Source organism: Aquimarina sp. AWH4_224, assembly GCF_056160245.1.
In genome coordinates this window covers 198,006-222,038 of the sequence record NZ_JBSWWU010000005.1, presented here as the reverse complement: position 1 = coordinate 222,038, position 24,033 = coordinate 198,006, and the positions used below count along the sequence as shown (strand labels likewise).

The 24,033-nt window shown below is 35.3% G+C and carries 21 protein-coding genes; 9 read left to right on the top strand and 12 right to left on the bottom strand.

Annotated features, from left to right (window positions below; all coding sequences use genetic code 11):
* Nucleotides 1–78: 78 nt before the first annotated feature.
* A complete protein-coding gene (locus ACXAGJ_RS11940) occupies nucleotides 79–1,398 on the bottom strand; it encodes an alginate export family protein (protein WP_474840125.1) in 1,320 nt (439 codons plus the stop codon).
* Nucleotides 1,399–1,650: 252 nt separating this feature from the next.
* Between ACXAGJ_RS11940 and ACXAGJ_RS11935 the strand changes: the two genes are divergently transcribed.
* The gene (locus ACXAGJ_RS11935; protein ID WP_474840123.1) at nucleotides 1,651–2,340 is read left to right on the top strand and encodes a response regulator; all 690 of its coding nucleotides are present in this window, start codon (nucleotides 1,651–1,653) and stop codon (nucleotides 2,338–2,340) included.
* A gap of 11 nt (nucleotides 2,341–2,351) precedes the next feature.
* Here the strand turns inward: ACXAGJ_RS11935 and ACXAGJ_RS11930 are convergent, their stop codons facing one another.
* Nucleotides 2,352–3,179, bottom strand: a complete 828-nt coding sequence (locus ACXAGJ_RS11930; protein ID WP_474840121.1) for a type IV pili methyl-accepting chemotaxis transducer N-terminal domain-containing protein — start codon at nucleotides 3,177–3,179, stop codon at nucleotides 2,352–2,354.
* 380 nt (nucleotides 3,180–3,559) lie between these two features.
* Between ACXAGJ_RS11930 and ACXAGJ_RS11925 the strand changes: the two genes are divergently transcribed.
* The 4 genes from ACXAGJ_RS11925 to ACXAGJ_RS11910 are packed head-to-tail and all read left to right on the top strand — an operon-like array spanning nucleotide 3,560 to nucleotide 7,831.
* Nucleotides 3,560–4,963: a CmpA/NrtA family ABC transporter substrate-binding protein gene (locus ACXAGJ_RS11925; RefSeq protein WP_474840119.1), complete on the top strand. Its 1,404-nt coding sequence runs from the start codon at nucleotides 3,560–3,562 to the stop codon at nucleotides 4,961–4,963.
* Between the two features lie 59 nt (nucleotides 4,964–5,022).
* Nucleotides 5,023–6,120: an ABC transporter permease gene (locus ACXAGJ_RS11920; protein WP_474840117.1), complete on the top strand. Its 1,098-nt coding sequence runs from the start codon at nucleotides 5,023–5,025 to the stop codon at nucleotides 6,118–6,120.
* A 10-nt stretch (nucleotides 6,121–6,130) separates the two neighbouring features.
* A complete protein-coding gene (locus ACXAGJ_RS11915) occupies nucleotides 6,131–6,994 on the top strand; it encodes an ABC transporter ATP-binding protein (RefSeq protein WP_474840115.1) in 864 nt (287 codons plus the stop codon).
* 15 nt (nucleotides 6,995–7,009) lie between these two features.
* The gene (locus ACXAGJ_RS11910) at nucleotides 7,010–7,831 is read left to right on the top strand and encodes an ABC transporter ATP-binding protein (RefSeq protein ID WP_474840113.1); all 822 of its coding nucleotides are present in this window, start codon (nucleotides 7,010–7,012) and stop codon (nucleotides 7,829–7,831) included.
* Nucleotides 7,832–8,136: 305 nt separating this feature from the next.
* Here ACXAGJ_RS11910 and ACXAGJ_RS11905 read toward each other — a convergent pair whose 3' ends face one another.
* From ACXAGJ_RS11905 to ACXAGJ_RS11870, 8 genes are all read right to left on the bottom strand, one after another.
* Nucleotides 8,137–9,972, bottom strand: a complete 1,836-nt coding sequence (locus ACXAGJ_RS11905; RefSeq protein WP_474840111.1) for a cytochrome c biogenesis protein — start codon at nucleotides 9,970–9,972, stop codon at nucleotides 8,137–8,139.
* Nucleotides 9,918–11,321, bottom strand: coding sequence for a cytochrome c biogenesis ResB family protein (locus ACXAGJ_RS11900; protein ID WP_474840109.1), 1,404 nt, complete (start codon nucleotides 11,319–11,321; stop codon nucleotides 9,918–9,920). The genes ACXAGJ_RS11905 and ACXAGJ_RS11900 overlap by 55 nt, the downstream gene beginning before the upstream one ends.
* 5 nt (nucleotides 11,322–11,326) lie before the next feature.
* Entirely contained in the window at nucleotides 11,327–11,542 is a 216-nt protein-coding gene (locus tag ACXAGJ_RS11895) for a hypothetical protein (RefSeq protein ID WP_474840107.1), read from the bottom strand.
* 156 nt (nucleotides 11,543–11,698) lie between these two features.
* Nucleotides 11,699–12,421 (bottom strand): cytochrome c3 family protein, encoded by a 723-nt coding sequence (locus ACXAGJ_RS11890; RefSeq protein WP_474840105.1) that lies wholly within the window; start codon nucleotides 12,419–12,421, stop codon nucleotides 11,699–11,701.
* A 5-nt stretch (nucleotides 12,422–12,426) separates the two neighbouring features.
* On the bottom strand, nucleotides 12,427–13,467 hold the full coding sequence (locus ACXAGJ_RS11885) for a 2Fe-2S iron-sulfur cluster-binding protein (protein ID WP_474840103.1): 1,041 nt from the start codon (nucleotides 13,465–13,467) through the stop codon (nucleotides 12,427–12,429).
* Between the two features lie 12 nt (nucleotides 13,468–13,479).
* Entirely contained in the window at nucleotides 13,480–13,962 is a 483-nt protein-coding gene (locus ACXAGJ_RS11880; RefSeq protein ID WP_474840101.1) for a hypothetical protein, read from the bottom strand.
* Nucleotides 13,963–13,970: 8 nt separating this feature from the next.
* Nucleotides 13,971–14,825: a c-type heme family protein gene (locus ACXAGJ_RS11875; RefSeq protein WP_474840099.1), complete on the bottom strand. Its 855-nt coding sequence runs from the start codon at nucleotides 14,823–14,825 to the stop codon at nucleotides 13,971–13,973.
* Between the two features lie 51 nt (nucleotides 14,826–14,876).
* Nucleotides 14,877–15,305, bottom strand: a complete 429-nt coding sequence (locus ACXAGJ_RS11870; RefSeq protein WP_474840097.1) for a globin family protein — start codon at nucleotides 15,303–15,305, stop codon at nucleotides 14,877–14,879.
* A gap of 530 nt (nucleotides 15,306–15,835) precedes the next feature.
* Between ACXAGJ_RS11870 and ACXAGJ_RS11865 the strand changes: the two genes are divergently transcribed.
* From ACXAGJ_RS11865 to ACXAGJ_RS11855, 3 genes are all read left to right on the top strand, one after another.
* Nucleotides 15,836–19,354: a molybdopterin-dependent oxidoreductase gene (locus ACXAGJ_RS11865; protein ID WP_474840095.1), complete on the top strand. Its 3,519-nt coding sequence runs from the start codon at nucleotides 15,836–15,838 to the stop codon at nucleotides 19,352–19,354.
* Nucleotides 19,355–19,356: 2 nt separating this feature from the next.
* Nucleotides 19,357–20,802, top strand: a complete 1,446-nt coding sequence (locus tag ACXAGJ_RS11860) for a rubredoxin (protein ID WP_474840093.1) — start codon at nucleotides 19,357–19,359, stop codon at nucleotides 20,800–20,802.
* Between the two features lie 381 nt (nucleotides 20,803–21,183).
* Nucleotides 21,184–21,513, top strand: a complete 330-nt coding sequence (locus ACXAGJ_RS11855; protein WP_073316346.1) for a hypothetical protein — start codon at nucleotides 21,184–21,186, stop codon at nucleotides 21,511–21,513.
* Nucleotides 21,514–21,637: 124 nt separating this feature from the next.
* On the opposite strand, the gene ACXAGJ_RS11850 is transcribed toward ACXAGJ_RS11855, so the two are convergent.
* Nucleotides 21,638–22,150 (bottom strand): lipocalin family protein, encoded by a 513-nt coding sequence (locus tag ACXAGJ_RS11850; protein WP_474840091.1) that lies wholly within the window; start codon nucleotides 22,148–22,150, stop codon nucleotides 21,638–21,640.
* 148 nt (nucleotides 22,151–22,298) lie between these two features.
* On the opposite strand from ACXAGJ_RS11850, the gene ACXAGJ_RS11845 reads away from it, so the two are divergent.
* Entirely contained in the window at nucleotides 22,299–22,487 is a 189-nt protein-coding gene (locus ACXAGJ_RS11845; RefSeq protein ID WP_473281000.1) for a hypothetical protein, read from the top strand.
* 9 nt (nucleotides 22,488–22,496) lie between these two features.
* Here ACXAGJ_RS11845 and ACXAGJ_RS11840 read toward each other — a convergent pair whose 3' ends face one another.
* Entirely contained in the window at nucleotides 22,497–23,954 is a 1,458-nt protein-coding gene (locus ACXAGJ_RS11840) for a S41 family peptidase (RefSeq protein ID WP_474840089.1), read from the bottom strand.
* Nucleotides 23,955–24,033: the final 79 nt, after the last annotated feature.

Here is a 24,033-nt window from a genome sequence, read left to right as displayed (position 1 = left end):
AATTCCAAAAAAATAAACACCAATCCCTGCCAAAAACATTTTTTGACAGGGACTGGAAACTGTAACAAACTTGAAAATTTATAAGTTCTCGGGAGCGGGTTTAGGACTCCATTTTAATAAGTTTGGTTTTACCACTAGCATCGCCCATGCCCAGTTTTGTGTACTTGCTGGGTCAGCTACACCTTTTAGGATTTCCATAGAATCCGAAGCAAACATATGAGAGTATCCTATCTTTAAAGTAGCAAAAGGAAGTACTTTTTGAGTGTATACCAGATCTACTTCAGTTCCCAGATAGTCATCAATTCCTTCACCTAAGCTTTCTGCAGCTGCAAAATAGTGGGCTTTGATCAAAAGACTTGATTTTTCTCCGGTTTTGATCACTGTTTTTCCGTAGAGGTCATTCAATCCTACGTTATTGGCATGGTTCCCTACAAAGAAGTAATCCATATACCCATTAAACTTATGGTTGGTACCAAAAATTGGGAAGAAAGATTCTATTTTTCCATCGGTTCCTCCATTTTCATCTCCGCTTAAAGTCTCAAACCCAAGCCCAAATAATGTTTTACCTGGCTTATAGGTAAGTTCTAATAATGCATTGTAAGCAGATAGCTCGATATCCTCGGTAAAATCTCCAGTTTGTCCATAGATATTGGCTGCAATAGAAAATCCTTTTGCAGGTTTGGCTACCAAATGCGTACCAAAAGTTTGTCTACGTACAGTACCATCTACAGGTGTTTGTCCGTCGTTAGGATCCAGATTTTGGTAAGAGTTATTGGCAATTAATAAACTTCCAGAGAATTTCTCCCAGTCTTTATGCAACCAGGCATAGATCATTCCTTTATAATCGAATACTGCTCTTGCATTTCCTCCATTATTAGGATCAAATAGGGTGGTTTGTGTTCGAACACCATTTTGATTAAACGCAAGACCTATATCTAGTTTTAATCCTTTGTCATTGGCATACTTTAATAAGGCTGCGTCATGGAATCGACCTTGCATTGCCCAATCTAACCCTCCAAAGATTCGTTGATCATCATAAGACAAGGCTTGCCTTCCTAGTTTGGTAGACCATCCTTTTCCGAATTTGAAATCAATCCATGCTTGTGCCAATGAGAAGCTATCATTACCATCGGTAGGTGCAATTTGTGGGGTATCTCCCCAGATACTAACATCTTGCACACTAATAAAGGCAGAGAATTTTTCTTGTTTGTATCCTAGTTTTAATCTAGAACGTTGTTGTACAAATGTTCCGGCATCCACACCATCAGGAATTAGCGTACCAAAACCATTTAAATATTCCAATCGAGGTCTGATATCTGCGTCGATACTGAATTCTTGTGCTTTCCCCTTTGTTGCCAAAATGAATAATAATAAGGCAAAGTATAATTTGTTTTTCATTTGAATAGTTTTTGTTGGCATACTATAAAAGATATGCGATTGTTGTTCTGTTAGTTCTATTAGTGGATTATATTATCATTAAAAATACGATGTAAAACTAAGTATTAATACTTAATTTTTAAGTTTTTATTAGATAAAAATACGTACTTTTAATTTTCATTTTTCTAATTTTTTGTATCAACTTTTGAAATATTCATATATTTGATTTTGCGTTTATTGAGGTAAACGCGTAAAAAAAATAAGTCAAAGTTTATGGTTAAAATAGTTTTAGTAGACGACCATTTTATGGTAAGAGATGGGATTCGTGCCATCCTTGAAGAAGAGGATTTATACGAAGTGGTTGGCGAAGCCGCCAATGGTTCCGAAGCTCTTACTCTAATTAACTCCTTACAGCCGGATATTGCCATCTGTGATATCCGAATGCCTGAAATGTCGGGTATTGATATGGTGCAACAAATGGTGTCGAAGGAATTACCTACCAAAACTATTATGTTATCTATGCACGACTCAGATGAATACATTTTGCAATCTATTAATGCTGGAGCAGATGGATATTTGTTGAAAGGAGCGAGTAAAGAAGAGTTCCTTAAGGCTCTTACCGTGGTTAGCAGTGGTGAAAAGTACTTTAGCGGTGATGTCTCTTCTATTCTGGTTAAAAAGATCAAATCCGAAGGTATAGTAGATATGATTCCACCTGAACAAGGAGAAACATCGTCTAATATAACAGAGAAGGCCGACAACAATCCTTTTGAACTTACTAAAAGAGAGCGCCAGATTTTGCAGTTGGCGGTATCTGGTAAAACAAATAAAGATATTGCAGAAGAGCTTAATATTAGTAAACGTACTATAGAGGTGCATCGATTTAATTTAATGAAAAAAATGGGTGTCAAAAATGTACTTGAGTTAAGTAATAAGGCCAGATCTTATGGTCTGATTTCTTAGAAACTTATATTTTATTTTCCCGCTATTACTTCATAAGTTCCTGTAATTTTATTGAAACTTTTGGTTAGGTCGTTGGTAGTGTTGTATACCTCTTCAAGAGGAAATCCACCATCTAAAAAAGATCGTTTATTTAATTGGAACTTTTCCCATACAGACATTACTAATCCCAATTCCTCTTCAATTTCAGAATTGTTGTAACTACTAATTAACAAATCTCCTATTACACTATCGAATTCATCAAATACAGAAGTCAATGTTCTTCTGAATTCTGCCTTTTTATCGGCAAACATGGTAAGTCCCGTATAATACAAGCATAATCGTTGAGAAAGCATACGCTGTTTACCGGATACATTAATAGTATTTGTCAGTTCTTGGCTTTTGTTTTTGAAAAATTGATTACTATAATTTGAACTGGCTTCTATGCTAAGTACCAGGTCATGACAAGCTTTCAATAATCTAGTGTTAAGGTTCATAATCTGTAAAGAAGTGGCAGTACTTGGTGTAGACTCAATAAGAGGTTTGAATTCTGTCCAAATTTTTTGAACATTCTTAATAGATAGTTTTACAGCTGATCCAGTAGCATTTTGATTGAGAATGGAAAGTTGTTTTTCAAATATAAATTTACTGGAGTTCAATTCCTTTTTAATACTCTCGTTAACAATTCCTTTGGAGATAAGTAAGTATGCTTTAGACATCTTCTGGGAGAGCATTCGTTGTTTACCGGAAACGTTAATGGCTTTATTGTAAGTAATCGATCCAAAATTTTGGGATTGAGAAAAAAGAAACAATGGAGATACTAAAGTCATTAACAGAACAATACATAAAGTTTTCGTTTTCATAAGCAGTAATTTAATTTAAGGGTTATAGCTATTTTAAGTAGTAATACTTATTTTGTTTGAGGTAAGTAAATACTGAGGTCTTTGTCAGAATTTGGAGGCAAATTAGGAATTTATCTTCAGATGTCTTGATGTGATAACCGCATTATTTTTGCGTAAATAGCTTATTTGTAATATTTTATAAATTAATTCTGTTTCTCTATTTAAAGATGCATAATTTTTCAAAGTTAAAATTATTGAATTTGTAATTAATGATATTGATAATTTGTATATACGTAATAATTTGTTAAATACTTATTTTTTAAAATTAAATTTACTTTTAAGTAAGTAATAATACTTAGTTTTGGTATGTTCTATTAGCGAATTTTACAAAACACAGAGTTATGAAAAAATTACATGTCAATATTATGATGCTTGCTGTAGCCATGTTTATGGTAGCATGCGGAGGTAAAAAAGAAAAAAGTATTGCTGCTAGTGATACTAGCGAAAAGGAAACTTCTTCCGAATTACTTATAGAGAAACCTCAGTTAACATTTGGGTTTATCAAACTGACGGATATGGCACCATTGGCCATCGCCAAAGAAAAAGGATTCTTTGAAGATGAGGGGCTTTTTGTGTCTGTAGAGGCTCAATCTAACTGGAAAAATGTTTTGGATCGTGTAATAGACGGACAATTAGATGGATCGCATATGCTTGCGGGTCAACCTATTGCTGCTGGAGCTGGATTTGGAAGACAGGCAGAGTTAGTAACTCCGTTTTCTATGGATTTAAATGGAAACGGGATTACGGTATCTAATGATGTTTGGTCAAAAATGAAGCCTAATGTACCCGCGGATGAAGATGGGAAACCAATTCACCCTATTTCTGCAAAGGCGTTAAAACCTGTAATCGATGGGTATAAAAATGATGGAAAACCATTTAAAATGGGAATGGTATTTCCAGTATCTACACACAACTACGAGATCCGTTATTGGTTAGCCGCTGCAGGGATTCACCCAGGGATGTATTCAAAAGATAATATACAAGGACAGATAGATGCAGATGTATTACTTTCTGTTACTCCTCCACCGCAAATGCCAGCAACTCTTGAAGCTGGAACTATCTATGGGTATTGTGTTGGAGAGCCATGGAACCAACAAGCGGTTTTCAAAGGTATTGGAGTGCCAGTAACTACAAACTATGATATCTGGAAGAATAACCCAGAAAAGGTATTTGTAATGACTAAGAAGTTTATTGAAAAATATCCTAATACAGCAGTAGCAGTAACCAAAGCACTAATTAGAGCGGGTAAGTGGTTAGACACCCCTGGGAATCGTAAAGAAGCGGTTAAAATTTTATCAATGCCTGAGTATGTAGGAGCAGACGAAGTGGTGCTTGCAAATTCTATGACAGGAACTTTTGAGTTCGAAAAAGGGGATAAAAGACAAATGCCTGATTTCAATGTATTTTATAGATATGATGCTACCTATCCTTTTTACTCTGATGGAATCTGGTTCTTAACACAAATGAGACGTTGGGGGCAGATACCAGAAAGTAAGCCTGCAGAGTGGTATCACGAAAAAATAAAAGAAATCTACAGACCAGATATTTGGACCAAAGCGGCAAATCTATTGGTAGAAGAAGGGCATTTGGAAGCTTCAGAATTACCAAAAACAGATGGGTATAAGCCTGCTACAACTGATTTTATAGATGGTAAAACCTATGATGCCAAAGATCCGGTAGGATACATCAACAGCTTTTCAATAGGAAATAAAGAAAACAACGAAGGAGTAACAAGTGTCCAATAATAAAAGGAGCTTCGGCTCTTTTTATTTTCCTTCAGAAGAAAACATTAAAAATAAGACGGATGAAAGATAAATCGATTCATATACTGAATTTTGTAGGACTAGGTTTTTTTGAACCTGCAATACGTTTGGCTGCTGGAGAAGAGGTCAAGAAAAATATAATTGCACTGCTTAAAAAGGTATTATTACCTATTGTGTCTGTTGGGTTATTCCTTATTCTTTGGCATTCTGGAGCAACGTATTTGTATAATGTTGAGAAAAATGCCCGAATCGAAAAAGCTTTGGCGGATAGAGGAGAAGCAGCTGCTCTGGAAATGGAAACTTGTATAGATTCTGGTGATATCAGTTGTCAACCAAATACATTACCGTCTCCTGCCCAAGTTTGGACTGCTTATAAGTCTTTATTGGTAGATCATAGAGTGATTTCAGAGAAAAAAGATGCTTTTTCTGAAAAAGTTGCGGCCACCAATGCCAAGAGAAAAACTCAAGGATTGGCGCCGATCAAATATACGGGTAGACCTTCTTTTGTGGATCAGATTTTTACAAGCTTAAAAACGGTATTTGCTGGTTTCTTGTTAGCGTTTTTGATTGCAGTACCTATTGGCATTATGCTAGGGTTAAGCGCTACATTACGATCTTCAGTAAACTGGCTGATACAGATTTTTAAGCCGGTATCTCCTGTAGTATGGTTGTTACTGGTCTTTATGATCGTTAAAACACTAACAAAGAATTCGGATTCTGATAGTTCTTTTATCATTTCATTTATAAGTGTTGGCTTGTGTTCTATGTGGGCAACTCTGGTCAATACAAGTATGGGAGTGTCATCTGTAGATAAAGATTATATTAATGTAGCCAAAGTGTTACAGTTAAGTGTTGGGCAAAAAGTTTTTAAAATCATACTACCATCGTCTTTTCCGTTGATTTTTACTGGACTACGTATCACGCTTTCTGTAGCTTGGATGGTGCTTATTGCAATCGAGTTATTGGCACAGAGTCCTGGATTAGGATCTTTCGTTTGGGAAGAGTTTCAGAATGGAGCCAATGATTCTAATTCAAAGATTATCGTAGCCATGTTTGTTATCGGGATCATTGGATTCTTGTTGGATCGCTTAATGTTGACGATTCAGAAGTTTGTGACATTTACAGAAGAAACCGCATAATCTTATTGTTATGGCGTATATAGAATTAAGAAATGTATCCAAATCATTTGGTACAGGTAAAGATAGAACAGAAGTTCTGTCAAATATTAATCTTGAAATAGAAGAAGGGGAATTTGTAGCCATTGTTGGGTTTACCGGAAGTGGAAAGACAACTTTAATCAATTTGATTTCGGGATTAATGATGCCAGACGAAGGACAAGTACTGTTCAAAGGAGAACCAGTTACAGGTCCAAGCCACGAACGTGGGGTAATCTTTCAAAATTACTCGTTACTTCCTTGGTTAAATGTGAGGAATAATGTTGGGATGGCGGTAAAAGAAGCGTTTAAAAAGATGACCAAAAAAGATCGCTCCAAAAGGGTAGAAGATTATGTAGAGATGGTAAATCTTTCTCCTGCGATTAATAAACTTCCAAAAGAGCTTTCTGGAGGAATGCGACAACGAGTTTCCGTAACCAGAGCTTTATCAATGAGTCCGGATGTGATTCTTATGGATGAGCCCTTAAGTGCTTTAGATGCATTAACTAGAGGGAATTTGCAACAGGAAATTCTAAAAATTTGGAATCAGGATAAAAAAACTGCATTACTCATCACCAACGATGTGGACGAAGGTATTTTGATGGCGGATCGTATCATTCCGCTAAAACCTGGTCCAAAAGCAACCTTAGGTCCGGAATACAAAATCAATCTGGAACGCCCTAGGGATAAGACCGCTTTAAATCACAATGAAGAATATAAAAAACTTCGAAATGGTATCATGGAGTATCTGATCCAAATAGGAGAGCAAAGAGCTTCCAAAAAAGAGAATAATTACACTTTACCAGATATCAGTCCAAAAATTAGATTTAAGCCTTTTAGTAAAATTAGTTTTAGCTAAACAAAAGAATGTAGCATGGAAACACTAGAGAAAAATATCATAAGACGAACAGATAATGGACTGTTTGAAGATAAATATATGTTGGATATATCAAAGCTTACAAAGATTTATCCAACTCCAAAAGGAGACTATGTGGTATTAGATGATCTGGATCTTAAAATAAAACATGAGGAGTTCATTTCCATCATAGGTCATTCTGGTTGTGGAAAATCTACGTTGCTCACCATGATCGCTGGCTTAAATCCAATTTCTAGAGGCACTATAGTGGTTAATAATCAAACTGTTCGTGGTCCTGGTCCTGATCGGGGGGTGATCTTTCAGTCTCCAAGCCTTTTGCCATGGATGACCGCCTACGAAAATGTAATGCTAGGCGTAAAACAAGTTTTTGCTCATGGGACCAAAAAAGACAGGGATGATATTGTTAAATATTACCTGGCAAAGGTGGGGTTAGAAGATGCTATGCATAAAAAGGCAAAAGAGTTATCTCAAGGAATGCAACAACGTGTTGGTATTGCTCGAGCATTTGCTATCAAACCCAAAGTGTTATTGCTTGATGAACCTTTTGGAATGTTAGATTCTTTAACTAGAGGAGAGCTACAAGATGTGCTTATAGAAGTGTGGAATCAAGAAAAGATTACTGCTATTATGATTACTCATGATGTTGATGAATCTATATTTTTGGCAGATCGGGTAATTATGATGACAAGCGGACCAAGAGCCAAGGTGGGTGATATTCTTGAAATTGATTTTGAAAGACCTCGCTTGCGAAAAGATGTTCTGGATCATCCAGATTACTATAAGTATAGAGAGCATTTGATTAACTTTTTGGAACACTAGTATTGATCAACTAACAAATTCGTTACTTATTTTTTTACTAATTTTTTCCCCCTTTCTTATACTATTTAAGTATTATTGGTATATTTAGAATAGAATTGGGGAAATATTTGTATTTGGAGCTGTACACATTTATATTTTTTGGATATGAATGGTTTTGTATGTCTAAGTATAAAACCCGCCCCGATAGCATTAAATAGACAATAATAACGATACTATTTTTTACCCTGATAGCATAAAAATATTTTAAGACTTAGTGTTGAAACCTTAAAGAACAAAGTAGCTTTAAGTGTTTCTTGTGTTGCCGGTTACAATTTTGTTGTAACCGGTTTTTTGTGTCTTTTGATGAGATAAGGAAGTAGGGATATGGTAATGAATACTATGAGTACCACAAAAATCCAATTGGGTATAGGAAAGGCGTCTCCTTTGGCGTACGAGTGGAGCCCAGATAGGTAATAATTTACCCCAAAAAATGTCATTAGGATAGATGCTATTGAAAATAGCGAACAAACATTATAGATGTGGATATAGTTTTTTGGAAATATAATTCTGATATGTAACACAAAAGAATAAATAACAATGCTTATTAAAGCCCAGGTTTCCTTAGGATCCCATCCCCAATACCTGCCCCAAGATTCGTTTGCCCAGATACCACCCAAAAAAGTTCCGATGGTTAACATAAAAAGACCAATGGTAGAGGTGATTTGATTGATATCTGTTAGTCTTTGGATTGAAGCATTTATGGCATCCTTTCGTATTGAGTGAATAGAACCCAATGAAAGTAGTGTCAGGGTGATAAATGAAAGTAATGAACCTAATCCTAAAAAACCGTAGCTCCCAGTAATCACGGCAACATGAATAAGTAGCCAATACGATTTTAGAACGGGTACCAAGTTGGTGATTTCGGGATTCATCAAACTTCCATGTGCGATACCTAGTAAACAAGTTGCTATAATACAGGATACCGCTGCAGTAAATAGATCTGCTTTAGAAAAAAACAAACCTGCAAGAAGTGTAATCCAGGATATAAAAATTGAAGCTTCGTAACCATTGGTCCAAGGAGCATGACCAGAAATATACCACCTCAAAACTAGTCCGAAGCCTTGATAGCAAAATAGGATAAATAATAATAGTAATAAAGTGTTATTGATCCATCGCAAGTGTTTGGTTTTTTCTTGAATGAAAATGTCAATGAAGGCAAATACCAAAAGTATTACACCTAAAAGGGAGTATCCAATTAAACAGAAAAGAAAAATTGGGTGATCGTTGTACCGGATTTCCCAATTTACTTTTGAAGTGGGTATTAAATGACTTTTTGCTTTTTGTTGCTGAAAACCTTTTACTAGCTGAATTGTTTCATTAGCGTCGAACCAATTTTGTTGTTCGATACTTTCTTGAAGTTGATTAAAGTACTTTTTTGAAAAGTTTTGAACGAGAATAGCATCTTCTTGTTCAAAAAATACATCTTTATTAGCGGGAGAGTACCATCTATTATCAGGGTCATCGTCTTTAGGAAAAACCTTTAGGAAATGACCACCAAAAATACCAAGAGAAATATTGATGCGCTCGTCGATTTTGATAATTTCTTTGTCAAATGTAGTTCTCTTTCCGGGAGCTTTGCTGTACGCATGATCAACAAATGGCTTTATTTTGTAATTTCCAGAAAAGTCAAAAAATTGAGAAGGAGAAGTATATCCGTTTTGATTTATTTTTAGTTCTTTTTCTAAGGTATGTATGACTTTTTTGTTGATTTTAATGTATTCGAGAAGCTGCCAGGAGTCTGGTTTAAACTGCATTCCCAAAAACACTTGAACTGGAGATAGTTTTTGTTTTTCATTGTTATCGTTGCTATAACTAAAACTGCTTTTCCCATGTGTTTTTCTCAAAAGTTCTAATGCCAACGTGTGGACAGGCTTAATTCTGCCCTGAAAATCCTGAACTTGAAGCGTCGCAAATAATGCTGCGTGATCTGGATTTACATATTGCCTTTCGATCAGTTGCTGAGGGGTTAAACCATGTAATTGCTGTGCTACACTAAGAGAGCTAAACATCAAAATCGGAATGAAAATATATGTAAAAACCAATGCTCTCAATTTTTCTGTTTTAGGGTAGTGAGTATAGTACCGAAGTGAGTGCTTTTCCATAATAGAGAACATAGCATTCCGGCACCTAGCATTGCATATCCGATATAGGTAATCAAGGTTCCCCAGTAATCGTGATTTACCGACAGAATAGTTCCTAATTCGTCTGGAGTATACGCAGATTGAAAAAATCGATACCCTTTATAATTGAGTACATTATTCATAAAAATGGTATACTCAAAAGAAGAGGTGTTGTCTTTAACCTCCAGGTTGCTATAAAAAGCAGAGGGGCTATCTGATCCAGGATATCGCTCCAGGGTAAAATCTGAAAGATAAAGCGAAAACGGAAGCTTAATTATTTTTGATCCATATCTAAGGCGTAAGTGAATCCCATTAATATAGGTGCTTAATGGTGAATTTACGTAACCTGGACCTCCAATAAGTGTGATTTCTTTTGTTTTGTTTTCTGAAGAAAGTTCCAAAACAACTGCAGACTCTTTATTTTTTTTATCGCTATTCCGTTCAGTAGAAATTAGTTTTTTCTCTGTATTCTCAACGATTTCATTGAATACAAAAGAAGTTCCGTTGCTATTATTTAGTACTTTAAATTGTAAAGGAATCAAACTATCGATAGGATACGTGCCTGATTTGTTTGCGATCATGTCAAAATAATCAGTTGTTTTTGGGTATTTAATATGCCATTGGTTGCTTTCTTTTTGGATTACAATATCATCTGCCAATACATTTTCGGAGTCGAAAGAAATAGCGATACCATGGATCGTTTCCCGAGTTCCCTGAGTCACGTAGAAATCCTTTCTTTCTTGGTCTTTCGAGATGACGAGATGTAGATGTGTCTTTCCGGATTGTACATTTTCTAGCACGTACTTTGCTCTGGGAATGAACTTCTTTAATTGTATCTTGATTTGTGAATTGCCAATGTCTATATTTTCATTCAATTTATTGGTGCCAAGCTCGCTCATCAGTAAGGGATTGCTGATAAAATTTTTGGTAATGATGCCATTATTCGCCTGGACCTGTAGATAATTGTCTATAGAAATCATCTCGTCATTGGTTTCGCCTTCTCTGATGTTTATCAAGGCTTCATATCCCCTATACCTGGTTACACCTGCTCCAAGTATGATAATGATAAACGCAAAGTGGAATAAAAAAATTGGTGTTTTTTTCCAACTTAAGAGGTTGTATTTATAAATGTTTCCAACGAAGTTGGCTCCTAGCAACAAAATCAAAATTTCAAACCATTTTGCATTATAGATTAAAGCCTTGGCTGTTTCTGTGTTGTAGTCATTTTCTATAAACGTGGCTACTGCCATAGCTATGGCTAAAACAAGTAATAAAACGCCAGTTACTTTGTTTGAAAACAATAGGTTAAGGAATCGGGTTGCAATCTTCATTGTATCTATTTCTTCATTCCTGTTGCGACCCATTTTTTGATCAATTCGATATCGCAGCTATCGATTTTTACTCCCTTTCGGTAGGGCATCGCAATGTATCCCTCTTGGTGAGCGATAGAACCCACCAACTGTCCGCTTGTTCCCATTGCCTTTAAGCTTTCGTAAGAGAAAATTTTAACTCTGGACGCTTTCTCTTTGTAAACATCTTCTGCATGGCACAAATAACACTGGGTTTCTATTAGAGGTGCGATTTGCGAGGTGTAAGTTATTTGATCAGGGATTGGGCAAGAAGGAGTGTTATTGCAACCAATCGAGAGTGAGAGTGAGCCTATGAGCAGATAGCGAAGTGATTTTTCTTTTTTCATACAAAAATGTTGTTACTTGATATCTATATATTTCTTCTTTAATGCTAACCACTGTTCTTCAGATAAAGGCTGGTGAGTCTTTTTATCAGAAAAGGGGTCAATACCTCCTTGCAAATAATCTCGGATTTTTTCGAGGGGAATAGTGTCCTTCATTTTGATAGCAACCTGATATACGTGGTTACCATGAAAGTCATGACATTGAAGACAGGTACTCCATTGTTTTTGGGCAACTAATACATCATGAGGGACGTCTATCGGGTCATTTTTTACCTCCAGATCATAGTGGCAGTTCATACAAAAAATTGCATTTTGTAAAACCACTCTAGTGTCGTTATGTTCTCTATGACAAGTCTCGCATTGAGTAGCATTAATGTTTGAAATGGCTTCTTTAAATCTAGGTTCCAAAAAACGGTGAGTGGGGTGCCTGTCGTTGGGGCGGTCATGACATTCCAAACATTTTTTGTTATCCACATTTTCTGTTCCGAAATCTGCTTGAGAGTTTCGCATGCCAAAGGTGTAGGCAATGTTGGATTGTAGTTGTTGCCATAAATTTCCTTTAGCATCAGTATGACAAGCTTCACAAGATAAGCCTTCATGCCCAGTATTAAGAGGGCCTAGGCTTAAAAAGGTTTCAGATTGTTTTAAAGGAAGTACAATATAGATCGCTATTCCAATACTAATCCCGATTAATGATCCGATATATTGTCTTTTTCGTAATGGGTTTTTTGAAAACATAAAAATTAATCATTCATAAAACTTATTCCAACATTTTGCGATCTGGGAAAGCTAATGCAGGTGAGCACTTGACCTTCTGCTACTTCTTCTTCGGATAAAAGATGTCCATCAATCATTTTTATATCTCCGGTCACACATTTTGCTTTGCAACTGCTGCACATTCCAGACCGACAGGAGTAAGGGAGTAGGATGTTATTAGACAATGCCGCTTGAAGTATGGTTTTGTCTCCAGGTACATCAAGAGTGTGTTTTTTGTTGTCAAAGTACAAGGTGACATTGCTCACTAGGTCTTTGACATTACTTGAGGTTACAAAATCAAATCTAAATGCTTCTAGTTTAATTTTGTCACGAGAAATACCATTATTACCCAGTATTTTTTTTGCTTGATCCATAAATCCTTGTGGTCCGCACATCATATACTTTCCTTCAGGAAAACTCAAATTATGCTTTGCTAGGAGCTCTTTGGTGAGTTCTTCGTTAAGTAGGTCTTGATGATAATTATGGATTTCTATTTCATTTTTTTCAAGAACATGTTCTACAGCAAAATTGTTTGGGTATAGTTGACTTAAATCTTCCAGATGTTTTTTGAAAATAATCGATCGTTCATCTCTATTGGCATAGATCAATAAGATTGAAGATAAAGGTTCTTTTTCTAGGACGGTTTTAATGATAGAAAAAATAGGAGTGATTCCACTTCCTGCAGCAAATAGAATGTATTTGTGCGAAGCACTTTTGTCTGGCTCTACATAAAAGCTACCAGCGGGTTTTTCAATTTCGATTTTTTGCCCAGCTTTCAAGGAATTACATATGTAATTGGAAACCAATCCTTCTCTAACCTTTTTTACCGTTATTTTTAAAAATTTATCGGTTACCGGACTACTGCTGAAAGAGTATGCTCTTTTTTCAATTTTGTTTTTTATCGGAATTTTTACCGTTAGAAACTGACCTGCTTTGTATTTGATTTTATTAAAAAAACTGTGATTTTTAAGTACCACGCTTACTGCGTCTTCGGTTTCCGGAATAATCTCTTTGACAGTTAACATCATAATATTCAAATTTTATTCATAATAAAACACCACACCAATGTGAAACATCGTAATGAATGTAATCACAATAGACAAAGCTACATGGATGATCATCCAAGATTGGAAAATCCAGTTTTTTTGGCTTTTGATCACATCTAAATTTATGGTTCCTAAAATCATATTGGTAAAAAAGATATACGATAGAAGAGCGAGATATCCATATCCAAATTCTAAAGCATGTAGATAGAAAAAGATGGGGGAAATTACGCCAATCCATTTGTGTAATTGGGTGTATTTTAAAGAATGAATTCTTAGTTTTTTCGAAACTCTCACTACAGTCAATACCCATTGGAAAGCAATTAGAATTGTGATCAATAGTCCCGACCATCTTTTATAAGTTTCGCTTAGTTGTACTGTGTAAAGCCACTCCCATTTTAGATCTAATGCATATTGTAAAATGTACAGAATGAAAAGTAGGATACCTGTATAAAGAAGACTTTGCGTCCTATTTGTCATTCGTTTGCTTAATTTAAGTTAGCTGCTATTTTGATGTCTTTTTCTGATAACAAAAGCTCAAGAGTTTTGTAAGAGGTTAACTTTCTAACACTGTCTATAAAAACTTCTGCTGTGGGTAGGTAAAAACCTTCTGATGGCCATTTCGTACCAATTTCCGGTTTTGTGCTATCTACCTTGAATTTTGAAATTTCAGCCAGATAAGCGTTGTAGATTGCTTTTGTTCCATTTCTATATGCTTTGACAACGGCAATAGTTTCTTTTAATGAAAGTGAATCTGAAGGATATTGCCAGGTAGTGGCACCCATTACATCACCTAGTTTCCAGTCGGTTTTGGTGGTGTTTTTATGATCATTATGACAATTTACACAGGGAGCAGCAACCGCTAAATCTGCGAACATCGAAGTGTATAGCTTTTGATCTTCTTCGTAAAAATGTTGTGGTTGTTGATCCTTTTTAATTTTCTGAAATAGTGAAGCCTGTTTACCTTGGAACTTATTTGAGGCGTTAATAGGAAAGTCTGAACCTAAATATAATCCAAGTGGGACAGGGCTTTTTCTGATGTCGGAAGAAATTCCTCGTAAAAATAACGCTGGTAAAGGCCCAGCCTCTACATCTTCGTCCTGCCAATCCTCGTCAAATTTCAAACCTTGTTTTTTACCTGCTCCAACTATACCTTTAGTGTATAAGGTTCGGGTGACATCGTTTTCTTCGGCAATCATAGTAAGTACTTCCTCTACCTTGAATATTTTGTTGGATGTTAAGGAGGCTGAAGGCTCTTCGGGAACACCCCCGCAGGATGTCAATACTATTGATAAAAATAGAGTTAAGTTTGATAGAAGACTTGTTTTTTTTAGAAGATTCATTGTGTGATTGTTTTTATAGTTAGCTATTTTTCAAATGATGGGCAAGCTGTTTTAGGAAACAGTGTCATAGGCTGCACTTTTCATTACGGTAGCCATTGTTGTGTAAACATCAACCCAAGCTTGTTTTACTTCCGGAGTGAAGTTTTCTTTTAGGCCAATCTCTAATGTGTCTAATAATGCTGTGCCCACGGTATCGTAATGAGAAGGTTCAACCTTGTATTCTACATGTCTTTTTCCCAAGCCTTCAAGAATCGGAACTAGTTTGTCCAATGCGTTTAAACCTGCAACTGCAGAAGCGAGCATGGTCATCAATTTATTTCCTTGTCCCTTCATGGCTTCTTTATTGTCAGAAGGGAATAAATCTTTCAGTGCTGGATCAAGTTCGAAAAGACGGTTGTAGAAAATTTCTGCAGCGGTGTCTGCAATAGGGGCAACTTTACTAAATGAGCTTTGTACTAATTCAATGGTTTCTTTCTTCATGACTATTATGTGTTTTAATTTTATAAGTATAAATACTTAATTATTGATTAAAAGTATAGAAAGAAAACTACTGAAGCAAATATGATATTTTTAATAAAATGCGATTTATGGTGTATATATTAGTTTAAAATATGCTTAAATTGTATTTTTTGTTTATTTTTTAACTTTTTTGTTGATTATTATCTAATGCTGGTATTTTGATTTTGAGGTCTTCATAAAAATAAGTATTTGTGCGTATTTTTTAATTTTTATGGAAGTATAAAAAATTAGAGGTGTTTTTTGAGAATTTTTCATGGAGTTATGAAATTATAAATGTGTGAAGTCTTCAAGTTTTGTTTGATCAGTAGTTAGAAAACTGTTTGGTTTTTAATTAATAAAGGAGCTTATTTTTTTAGGTATTTATTTTATTTTATCAAACTTTTACCAATTTGATAATTCTATTTTAATTCAGGGTGGTTGTTTGCTGAAAGTTAATTTTTTTAAGTAATAATACTTAGTTTTGTGGTGATCTATTAGTTTAAGAGACTTATATGGCGTATAAAACTTACAAAACAACTTGTTCTTATTGTGGGGTGGGTTGCGGTATCATTGCAAAAAAAGATCCTAAGGGAGTAATAACCGTTGAGGGGGATAAAGATCATCCTGTTAATCGTGGTATGTTGTGTACCAAAGGGATGAATTTGCATCATGTGGTTCAGGATAAAAGTGATCGAATTTTATATCCTGAGATGAGGTGGAGTAAAGGACATGAACGTCAAAAAGTGTCTTGGGATCAGGCAATGGATAGAGCTACTGCCGTGTTCAAAACAATGATCGATAAATACGGTCCGGATAGTGTTGGTTTTTATGTGTCTGGACAGTGTCTTACCGAAGAGTATTACTTGGTGAACAAATTGGCAAAGGGTTTTATAGGTACTAACAATGTAGATACGAATTCGAGATTATGTATGAGTTCTGCCGTGGTTGGTTACAAACAGGCACTAGGAGAAGATAGTGTGCCAATTTCATATCAGGATATTGAGCTTGCGGATTGTTTTATGATTGCTGGAGCAAATCCGGCATGGTGTCATCCTATTCTGTTCAGGAGAATCGAAGCACACAAAGAAAAAAATCCGGATACCAAAATTATCGTTGTTGACCCTAGGAGAACCCAATCTTGTGATATTGCTGATCTTCATTTGCAGATTCTTCCTGGGACCGATGTGGTGTTGTATAATGCTATTGCAAAACGATTGATTGATAAAAGGAAGATTGATAAAAGTTTTATTGCTAACCATACGGATAATTTTGAAGCGCTCAAGGCATCGCTTCAGGACACTAGTCTAAGTGAAGCTGCCAAAATCTGTGGAATTTCAGTAGTGGATATCAAAAAAGCGGTCGCTTTTATTAGTAACGCAAAAGGATTCATTACGCTTTGGGCGATGGGACTGAATCAAAGTTCTATAGGGGTGAATAAGAACAACGCACTCCTTAACCTGTCCTTGTTAACCGGACATATCGGAAAACCGGGCTCAGGTCCTTTTTCCCTTACTGGTCAGCCCAATGCAATGGGAGGGAGAGAAGTAGGAGGTATGGCTAATCTATTAGCGGCTCACAAGGATTTGGCTAATGAAACGCATAGAACCGAGGTGGCAAATTTTTGGGGAGGAAAAGAAATATCTCCTAAACTTGGATTGACTGCTACCGAAATGTTTGATGCTTTGGAAAGTGGTAAATTAAAAGCAGTTTGGATAATTTGTACCAATCCATTGGTGAGTTTACCTAATGCGAATAAAGTAGAAAAGGCTTTAAAAAATGCAAAGTTTGTGATTGTACAAGATATCTCTTATCGATCAGAAACCACAGAATATGCGGACCTTCTCTTACCAGCCGCAGGTTGGGCAGAAAAGGAAGGTACAATGACTAATAGTGAGCGAAGGATTACATATTTAAATAAAGTAATTGATCCACCGGGAGAAGCACTAGCTGATGCTGAAATTCTTTGGAACTTTGCACGAAAGATGGGGTATCATGGATTTGATTACAACTCTGTTGAAGAGGTGTATAAAGAACATTGTGCACTAACCAAAGGAACCAATATTGATATTTCTGGATTGAGTTATAGTCGTTTGAAGGGAGAAGGAAGTTTTCAGTGGCCGGTACCTACAAATAACCATCCGGGAACATCACGTTTGTTTTTGGATAAAAAATTCTATACCGATACTGGAAATGCTAAGTTTGTGGTGCCTCGATTTACAAAGCCTACATCAGAATTGCTTACCGAAAAGCATCCATTAATTTTAACTACAGGTCGTGTAAGGGATCAGTGGCATACCAGAACCAAAACAGGTAAGGTGAATAGATTACTTACGCATATTCCTGACCCTTATCTGGAAATGAATCAGGTAGATGCCTTTTTGCGCGAACTTAAAGATGGAGATGTTGCTGTTGTAGAAAGCAAAAGAGGGAAGGTGCAGGTAAAAATAAAAGTCAGTGATAGTATCAATAGAGGGGTTGTTTTTCTTCCAATGCATTGGGGGAAAGTACTCGGGAATGACTTTGGTAGAGCCAATAACCTTACCACAAGCATTGTAGATCCGATGTCTAAGGAGCCTGATTTCAAATTTTCGGCTGTGCAGGTTTCTAAATATATCAAACCAAGACAAAAAATATGTGTGATAGGAGCTGGTACCGCTGCATACCGCTTTATACAAACCTATAGAGAGCATAATAAGGAAGATGAAATCATAGTGTTTTCAAAAGAACCTTATCCTTTTTATAATCGAGTGTTGTTGCCAGAGTATGTGAGTGAAGAATTGAAATGGGAACAACTTCAGAAAATGAGGGAAGGGAGTATGGAGTCTTTGAATGTGACCTTGCTTACCGGTAATCCTATCGAAGAAATTAATCGAGAGGAGAAATATATTGTAGATGGTAATGGAGAAAAACATACTTATGATGTGGTGTTGATGGCTACAGGAAGTAGAGCGTTTGTTCCCAAAGAAGTACCGATTCATCTTCCAGGTAGGTTTACAATGCGAAATAGAGGAGATGCTGATCAATTGAAGAATTATTTAGATGAGACAGGTTTACCTGAAAATCAACAGCATGTTACCATAGTAGGAGGGGGGCTTTTGGGATTGGAATTAGCTGCTGCTCTTCGGAAAAAAGACATCAAGATTACCATTGTGCAACGAGGAAACCGTCTGATGGAACGTCAATTAGACATTGTGGCTAGTAGGTTATTGGCAGAAGATGTGATAGAAAAAGGGATTCAAATTCATTTTGATAATGAAGTTGATACGGTGTTTAATCTCGAAAAAGGAGATTTGCAGGTCAACTTAAAATCTGGAAAGTCATTTAATTGTAATGCGGTAGTGTATTCTATTGGAACTATCCCTAATATTGATTTGGCCAAAAAGATTGGTGTGGATTGCAGACGTGGTATCCTGGTAAATCAGTATTTGCAATCTAGCGATCCAAGTATTTTTGCGATTGGCGAAATCGCAGAGTTTGAAGGTAATTTGTATGGTATAACAGCCGCGGCCGAACAACAAGCAGATATTGTAGCCAAATATTTGTTGGGAGATTATGCTGCTATTTACAAAGGTTCTGTGTTCATGAATATTCTAAAGTTTGAGGACCTTGATTTATGTAGTATTGGTAATATCGATATGCCAAAAAATGATCCTCAGTACGAAGAGGTTGTTTTTATGGATGTTAGAAAGCGGTTTTACAAAAAGTGTATTGTAAAAGATGATCGGCTGCTTGGTGCCATTTTGATGGGAGATAAAAACGAGTTTGCAGATTTTAAGCGTCTGATTGAAGAAAAAATAGAACTCTCTGAAAAGAGAGAAGAATTACTTCGTTCTACGCATTCTGGAGAGCCGGTAATCGGTAAATTAATTTGTTCTTGTAGTCAGGTGGGAGAAGGTAATCTTGAGCAAGCTATAGCTTCTGGATGCTCTAATTTTGCAGATCTTTGTAATAAAACAGGAGCTGGGTTAGGATGTGGAAGCTGTAAGCCTGAAGTAAAACAGGTGTTGAATGGTATGTTGCAAAATGCATAATTATGGGAGAAAAGGTGTTATTAAATAGAATTGATGTAAAAGGAGGTGTATTATCACCAGTAGAGTTGCAACATATTATAGAATATGCTGAAGAGCTGGATCTGGATATGTTTCATTTCGGCTCAAGACAAGATATTATTTTCCCATTAAAAGATAAGCAAGGAAATTTAATCAGTGCTCATGCTTCCTTTGATGCTTCCTTTTTTGCGTCAGAGAAGCAACAGAATATTAGTTCTTCATACGTATCAATGGATGTTCTGAATGCCACAGTTTGGTTGAGAGGAACTACTTATCTGTATATCCTTGAGGAATTCAGGTATACTCCAGGATTAAAGATCAATATTGTTGATCCAAAACAACAAATGGTTCCTTTATTTACAGGGGATTTGAATTTTATAGCCTCAGAACATGAGGATTATTGGTATTTGTTTTTGAAGCTTCCAGGATGGGAAGAAGTATACTATCCGGCACTTATTTACACCTGGGATATCGCTAAGATTGCAAAAGAAATAGAACGTGTTTATGAAGAAGTGGGTGAAGTAGACGCTCTTTTTCAACAGCTTAATAGTACCGTAAATACCAATAATAGAATCATAGAGAAACCTTTACAAGTACAGTTTAGTCCTTTTCCGTATTATGAAGGAATGAATAAAATGGGGATCAATCAATATTGGTTAGGCTTATATTGGAGGAATAACCAATACGATCTTAAATTTCTAAAGGCGCTTTGTGAGTTCTGTGTGGAACATAAGATTGGTAAAATATGTCTTACTCCCTGGAAATCCTTTATAATAAAAGGAATACCTCGAGAAAGTAAGCTGACCTTAGAAAAATTACTGGGACAATTTGGGATCAATGTTCGTCACTCTGCTTTGGAGTTAAATTGGCATTTACCGGTGGATAACACAAAGGCCTTTGATCTTAAGAAATTTTTGGTCATGAATTTTGATCAAAATGACATTAGTACTTATGGATTAACTTTTGGCATTACCGCAGATAGAAATCAAAGTCATTATTTTGCTTCTATTATGATAGAAGAAAATAAAACACCACAAAATTTGACAGACTTTGTAGTGAGGCCTACCTATAATGTATTGCATGCCAAAAATTTTGATCCAAATACCAGAAAATATATCGCATACGCTCAGGATATTGATCAAATGGATTTGCCTGGGTTATTGTTGGAGCTTACAAAAACTTATTTCCGAAACCTGGGAGTTCCTTCTTCAGAACAGTCTTCAAGTTCTGATGCTAATAAAGAGGTGCTAGAAATAGAGGTGTATCAGTGTGGTAATTGCCATACGATTTATGATCCTTCTGTGGGAGATGTGGTTCAGGAAATTGAAGCAGGAGTGGCATTTGATGACTTGCCTGATGAGTATTGTTGTTCGGTTTGTGAATCCCCGAAAACATATTTTAAAAGCATGATCTTGGCGATAAATGCCTAAAGGTGGGTGTTGTTGTTTGTTTTCGGAAAAAAGAATAGTTTTTGCTTTTCTAATTGTTCCTACCTCTTATTTTTAATAGCTATTTGTTTGAAAAAAATGAAATTTCTGCATTTGCAAATTAGTAAATGCATAATTTAGAGTATTTATTTTTTTTCAAAATTTAATAATTTGATAGATACCCTATATTTGTTAGGGTATTTTTTATAAATAACCTTTAAATATATAAATTTGCTATATAAATAACAGGGGTATGGCTAATTAAAGTGTGTTTTTTTAATGCTAACCCCTAAAATTTAAAGGGTATGTTTTTTTTAGATAATGTATGGTTTCAATAAAAAAACATAGTAATCAAATACAAATTAGTAACCAAATTTTATGCTTATGAATTTAGAAGAAGTTATTATGGCATCAATCGCAGAGTTTTTAGATGTAGAAGTTCATAGAGATACTGAAACATTGGATTTATCTTCCAAAATAGAAATTGTGCAGAAACGAATGGTCGATAAAATAAAAAATAACCCCAATTTACCCTTTGTAGGAACTACTACCTCAAATTATGAATATGAGATGTTTTTCAGCAGTAATCCAAATGATATGATTAAAATCGATGGTTGGATACCTATCGAAACAGACAAAATTGGTAAAGCCGATAAGATATCAGAATATATCGAAATAGGGTTATTACGAAAAATAGAAGCAAGTTATAGCTAACAAACATTAGTTATACCGGTTTCTGAAAGGCATGCAGTTTTACATTATATCAACCACAATAAATATTAAATTGCATAATTAGTTTTTAAGTTTTAGGTCATAGTATATACTATGACCTTTTTTATTACCAATGAAAATCTCTGTCTTTTACAGTGATGTTTTCGGGTACAAAAGTATCTACAAATGTGCTGGTCGTAGAAAATTGCTTGTGTCTAAATTGAATTTTTAAAGTATCCTTCTCTAATTGTAAAATCTTAAAGTATTTGTAGTTTTTATCAATCTTTAGGAGTTCAGGAAACTGCTCACTTGTCTGTTTGATATACGAAATCCCTTCTTTGTTTTGAATGAATTCCCACTGTCCACTCAAAGTTGGACCGCAATTTTCTTGTTTGCCGTTGTTATCTTCAAAGGTTTTGTTGGATTGGTAAGTAATACGATAGGTTAGGAAACAACCCGTCATATTCATTCGTACCCCATCGTTATAGCGCCAGGCAAGTTTCCAGGTCTTTTGAGTTTCTCCAGAAAGTACTTGTACTGCATTATCGGGTAAGATAAAAGGTTTCTGATTTGAGCAAGAAATAAGGATTAGACTCATAGCAAGTAATAGGGATCTGTATATAAAAGGATATTTTTTCATAGAGATACAACTAGATTACAGTAGGTAATGATCAGTTTAGTTATTTTTGGATATACGAATTGTTAATACTTCTGTGTAAAAGTATTCTTCATTTACCAAAAATCAAATCGGTAATACTTTATTTTAGCTGATGAAAAAATGATCTCATATGACAGAATATGTGCTTTTAACCGAAGATCAAAATTATTTTGTAGAATATTTAATCGGAGAATTAGTACTATCTAGCAGTATTAGTGAAGCTATGAAATTTGACGATGAACATCTAGCGTTACGCTTTAAGCAAATGTTACATTCTTCTTGTGAATTGGTAACTAGTGTGAATACCTATATAGGGTAAAACATCCTTTCAATATCCTCTTACCAAACGACAGATATAGTCCAAAATACGATCGTTACCTTCTATAAGATCTTCCACAGTAATACCTACATATTTATCAGGTGGTGTGCCAGAACCTTTAGGGATGGTTTTGTCGATTACATAATTATCGATTTTTTCCATAAAGAGCATAAAACTAATTTTAGAATTAGGAAGTTCATAATATACCGGAAACTCTCCGTTATGTGAATAGTAACCCCCTCCCATTTCTTCCCCTATTACCGTAATGTCTGGGTCATTTTTAGCATTTAACGCAAAAGCAGCTGCACTAGAAAATGTAATTCCGCTTGTGGTTACATATACTTTTCCTTTAAAGCGGTTTTCGCTAGGAACCATGATGGTTTCTAAATCGTCAAAATCTATTTTCCAACCATCATAAATAGGATGATTTTTGAATTTGTAGGTTAAAAATGGTTTTTCATCCAAAAATCTTCTGCTTACATATTTCTTCTCCGGAATAGTGATCGAAGTAACATATTCACTAGTAATTTGTTTGAAAGGCTTATCCGTGATGAAAGAAAATAGATGAATTGCATTGGGTCTAAAACCTCCTTCATTTTGCCGGATATCGATCACTAAATGCTTTATTTTTTTCTTGTTGATCTCTTTGAATATTGAGGTGAGATCAGATTTAAATTTTTGAATTTCTCTTCCGAAAGAGTTGACTACCAATACAGCTAATTGCAAGTCATCTTTGTAATACACAAAAGGTGCTTTACTACCAATGTGTTGATCAAAAAAGTCAAACCCATTTTTCTTACTATGATAGTTGGCAAAATACGATTGACGCCTAGTATTCCTTAGTTTCACTTTTACAAAAGATTCGGCATCTACCATTTTTGTTTGATGAGTCCCGTTGGGTTCTATATATTCGATTTTAAATTTTCGAGTAATTCCATATTCATAGATATAGTATAATCCGAATTTTAATTCGATATCTCTGTATTTTTTAGTAAGATTAAATCCATCTGTAGCGGGGTACTTTTTAAAATCTTCTAGAATTCTGCTAATATTTTGATTGTTGATGGTAATGATTTTAGATCCAACAGGAATATCAAAATCATCGGTATCTGTATAGAATTCGGTATTTATAATTTTAAGAATTAAGGGGAAGTAGTATTGGTCACTCTTCAATGTATTAGGAGGAAAAAGAAAGAGGTGTCCGTCTTTAATTCTATCGGTTATTCCCAACATGTTCTTGAACAAGTCAATATCTGTAATCGAGTCCTTCAAATGCTCTTTAGTATCCTCAAAAACAAATTGTAAAGAATCTTCAGAAACGTAATCATAAAGACTAGGATGCCCTTTTTTCAAAATTCTTTCAAAGATTTTTAGATCTTCTTTTACATGAGCAGAGTCCAGTAGTTTCTGAGCAAATAAGGTATGCGCAGAGATCCAAAAAAATAAAATAAACCATGTTTTTGGCATCTTTAAATTCTGAAATCGAAAATGTATTCTCGTACTAATGACTAATTATAAATAAATATTGTTGCATTACCTTTGTTTT

Bases quoted from the DNA above. Each gene is read 5' to 3' on its own strand.
- ACXAGJ_RS11920 (WP_474840117.1), top strand. From the start codon at position 5,023: ATGAAAGATAAATCGATTCATATACTGAATTTTGTAGGACTAGGTTTT.
- ACXAGJ_RS11900 (WP_474840109.1), bottom strand. From the start codon at position 11,321: ATGAAGATTGCAACCCGATTCCTTAACCTATTGTTTTCAAACAAAGTA.
- ACXAGJ_RS11880 (WP_474840101.1), bottom strand. From the start codon at position 13,962: ATGACAAATAGGACGCAAAGTCTTCTTTATACAGGTATCCTACTTTTC.
- ACXAGJ_RS11855 (WP_073316346.1), top strand. From the start codon at position 21,184: ATGAATTTAGAAGAAGTTATTATGGCATCAATCGCAGAGTTTTTAGAT.
- ACXAGJ_RS11865 (WP_474840095.1), top strand. From the start codon at position 15,836: ATGGCGTATAAAACTTACAAAACAACTTGTTCTTATTGTGGGGTGGGT.
- ACXAGJ_RS11870 (WP_474840097.1), bottom strand. From the start codon at position 15,305: ATGAAGAAAGAAACCATTGAATTAGTACAAAGCTCATTTAGTAAAGTT.
- ACXAGJ_RS11935 (WP_474840123.1), top strand. From the start codon at position 1,651: ATGGTTAAAATAGTTTTAGTAGACGACCATTTTATGGTAAGAGATGGG.
- ACXAGJ_RS11890 (WP_474840105.1), bottom strand. From the start codon at position 12,421: ATGTTTTCAAAAAACCCATTACGAAAAAGACAATATATCGGATCATTA.
- ACXAGJ_RS11840 (WP_474840089.1), bottom strand. From the start codon at position 23,954: ATGCCAAAAACATGGTTTATTTTATTTTTTTGGATCTCTGCGCATACC.
- ACXAGJ_RS11885 (WP_474840103.1), bottom strand. From the start codon at position 13,467: ATGATGTTAACTGTCAAAGAGATTATTCCGGAAACCGAAGACGCAGTA.
- ACXAGJ_RS11930 (WP_474840121.1), bottom strand. From the start codon at position 3,179: ATGAAAACGAAAACTTTATGTATTGTTCTGTTAATGACTTTAGTATCT.
- ACXAGJ_RS11915 (WP_474840115.1), top strand. From the start codon at position 6,131: ATGGCGTATATAGAATTAAGAAATGTATCCAAATCATTTGGTACAGGT.
- ACXAGJ_RS11910 (WP_474840113.1), top strand. From the start codon at position 7,010: ATGGAAACACTAGAGAAAAATATCATAAGACGAACAGATAATGGACTG.
- ACXAGJ_RS11925 (WP_474840119.1), top strand. From the start codon at position 3,560: ATGAAAAAATTACATGTCAATATTATGATGCTTGCTGTAGCCATGTTT.
- ACXAGJ_RS11905 (WP_474840111.1), bottom strand. From the start codon at position 9,972: ATGGAAAAGCACTCACTTCGGTACTATACTCACTACCCTAAAACAGAA.
- ACXAGJ_RS11875 (WP_474840099.1), bottom strand. From the start codon at position 14,825: ATGAATCTTCTAAAAAAAACAAGTCTTCTATCAAACTTAACTCTATTT.
- ACXAGJ_RS11850 (WP_474840091.1), bottom strand. From the start codon at position 22,150: ATGAAAAAATATCCTTTTATATACAGATCCCTATTACTTGCTATGAGT.
- ACXAGJ_RS11860 (WP_474840093.1), top strand. From the start codon at position 19,357: ATGGGAGAAAAGGTGTTATTAAATAGAATTGATGTAAAAGGAGGTGTA.
- ACXAGJ_RS11940 (WP_474840125.1), bottom strand. From the start codon at position 1,398: ATGAAAAACAAATTATACTTTGCCTTATTATTATTCATTTTGGCAACA.
- ACXAGJ_RS11845 (WP_473281000.1), top strand. From the start codon at position 22,299: ATGACAGAATATGTGCTTTTAACCGAAGATCAAAATTATTTTGTAGAA.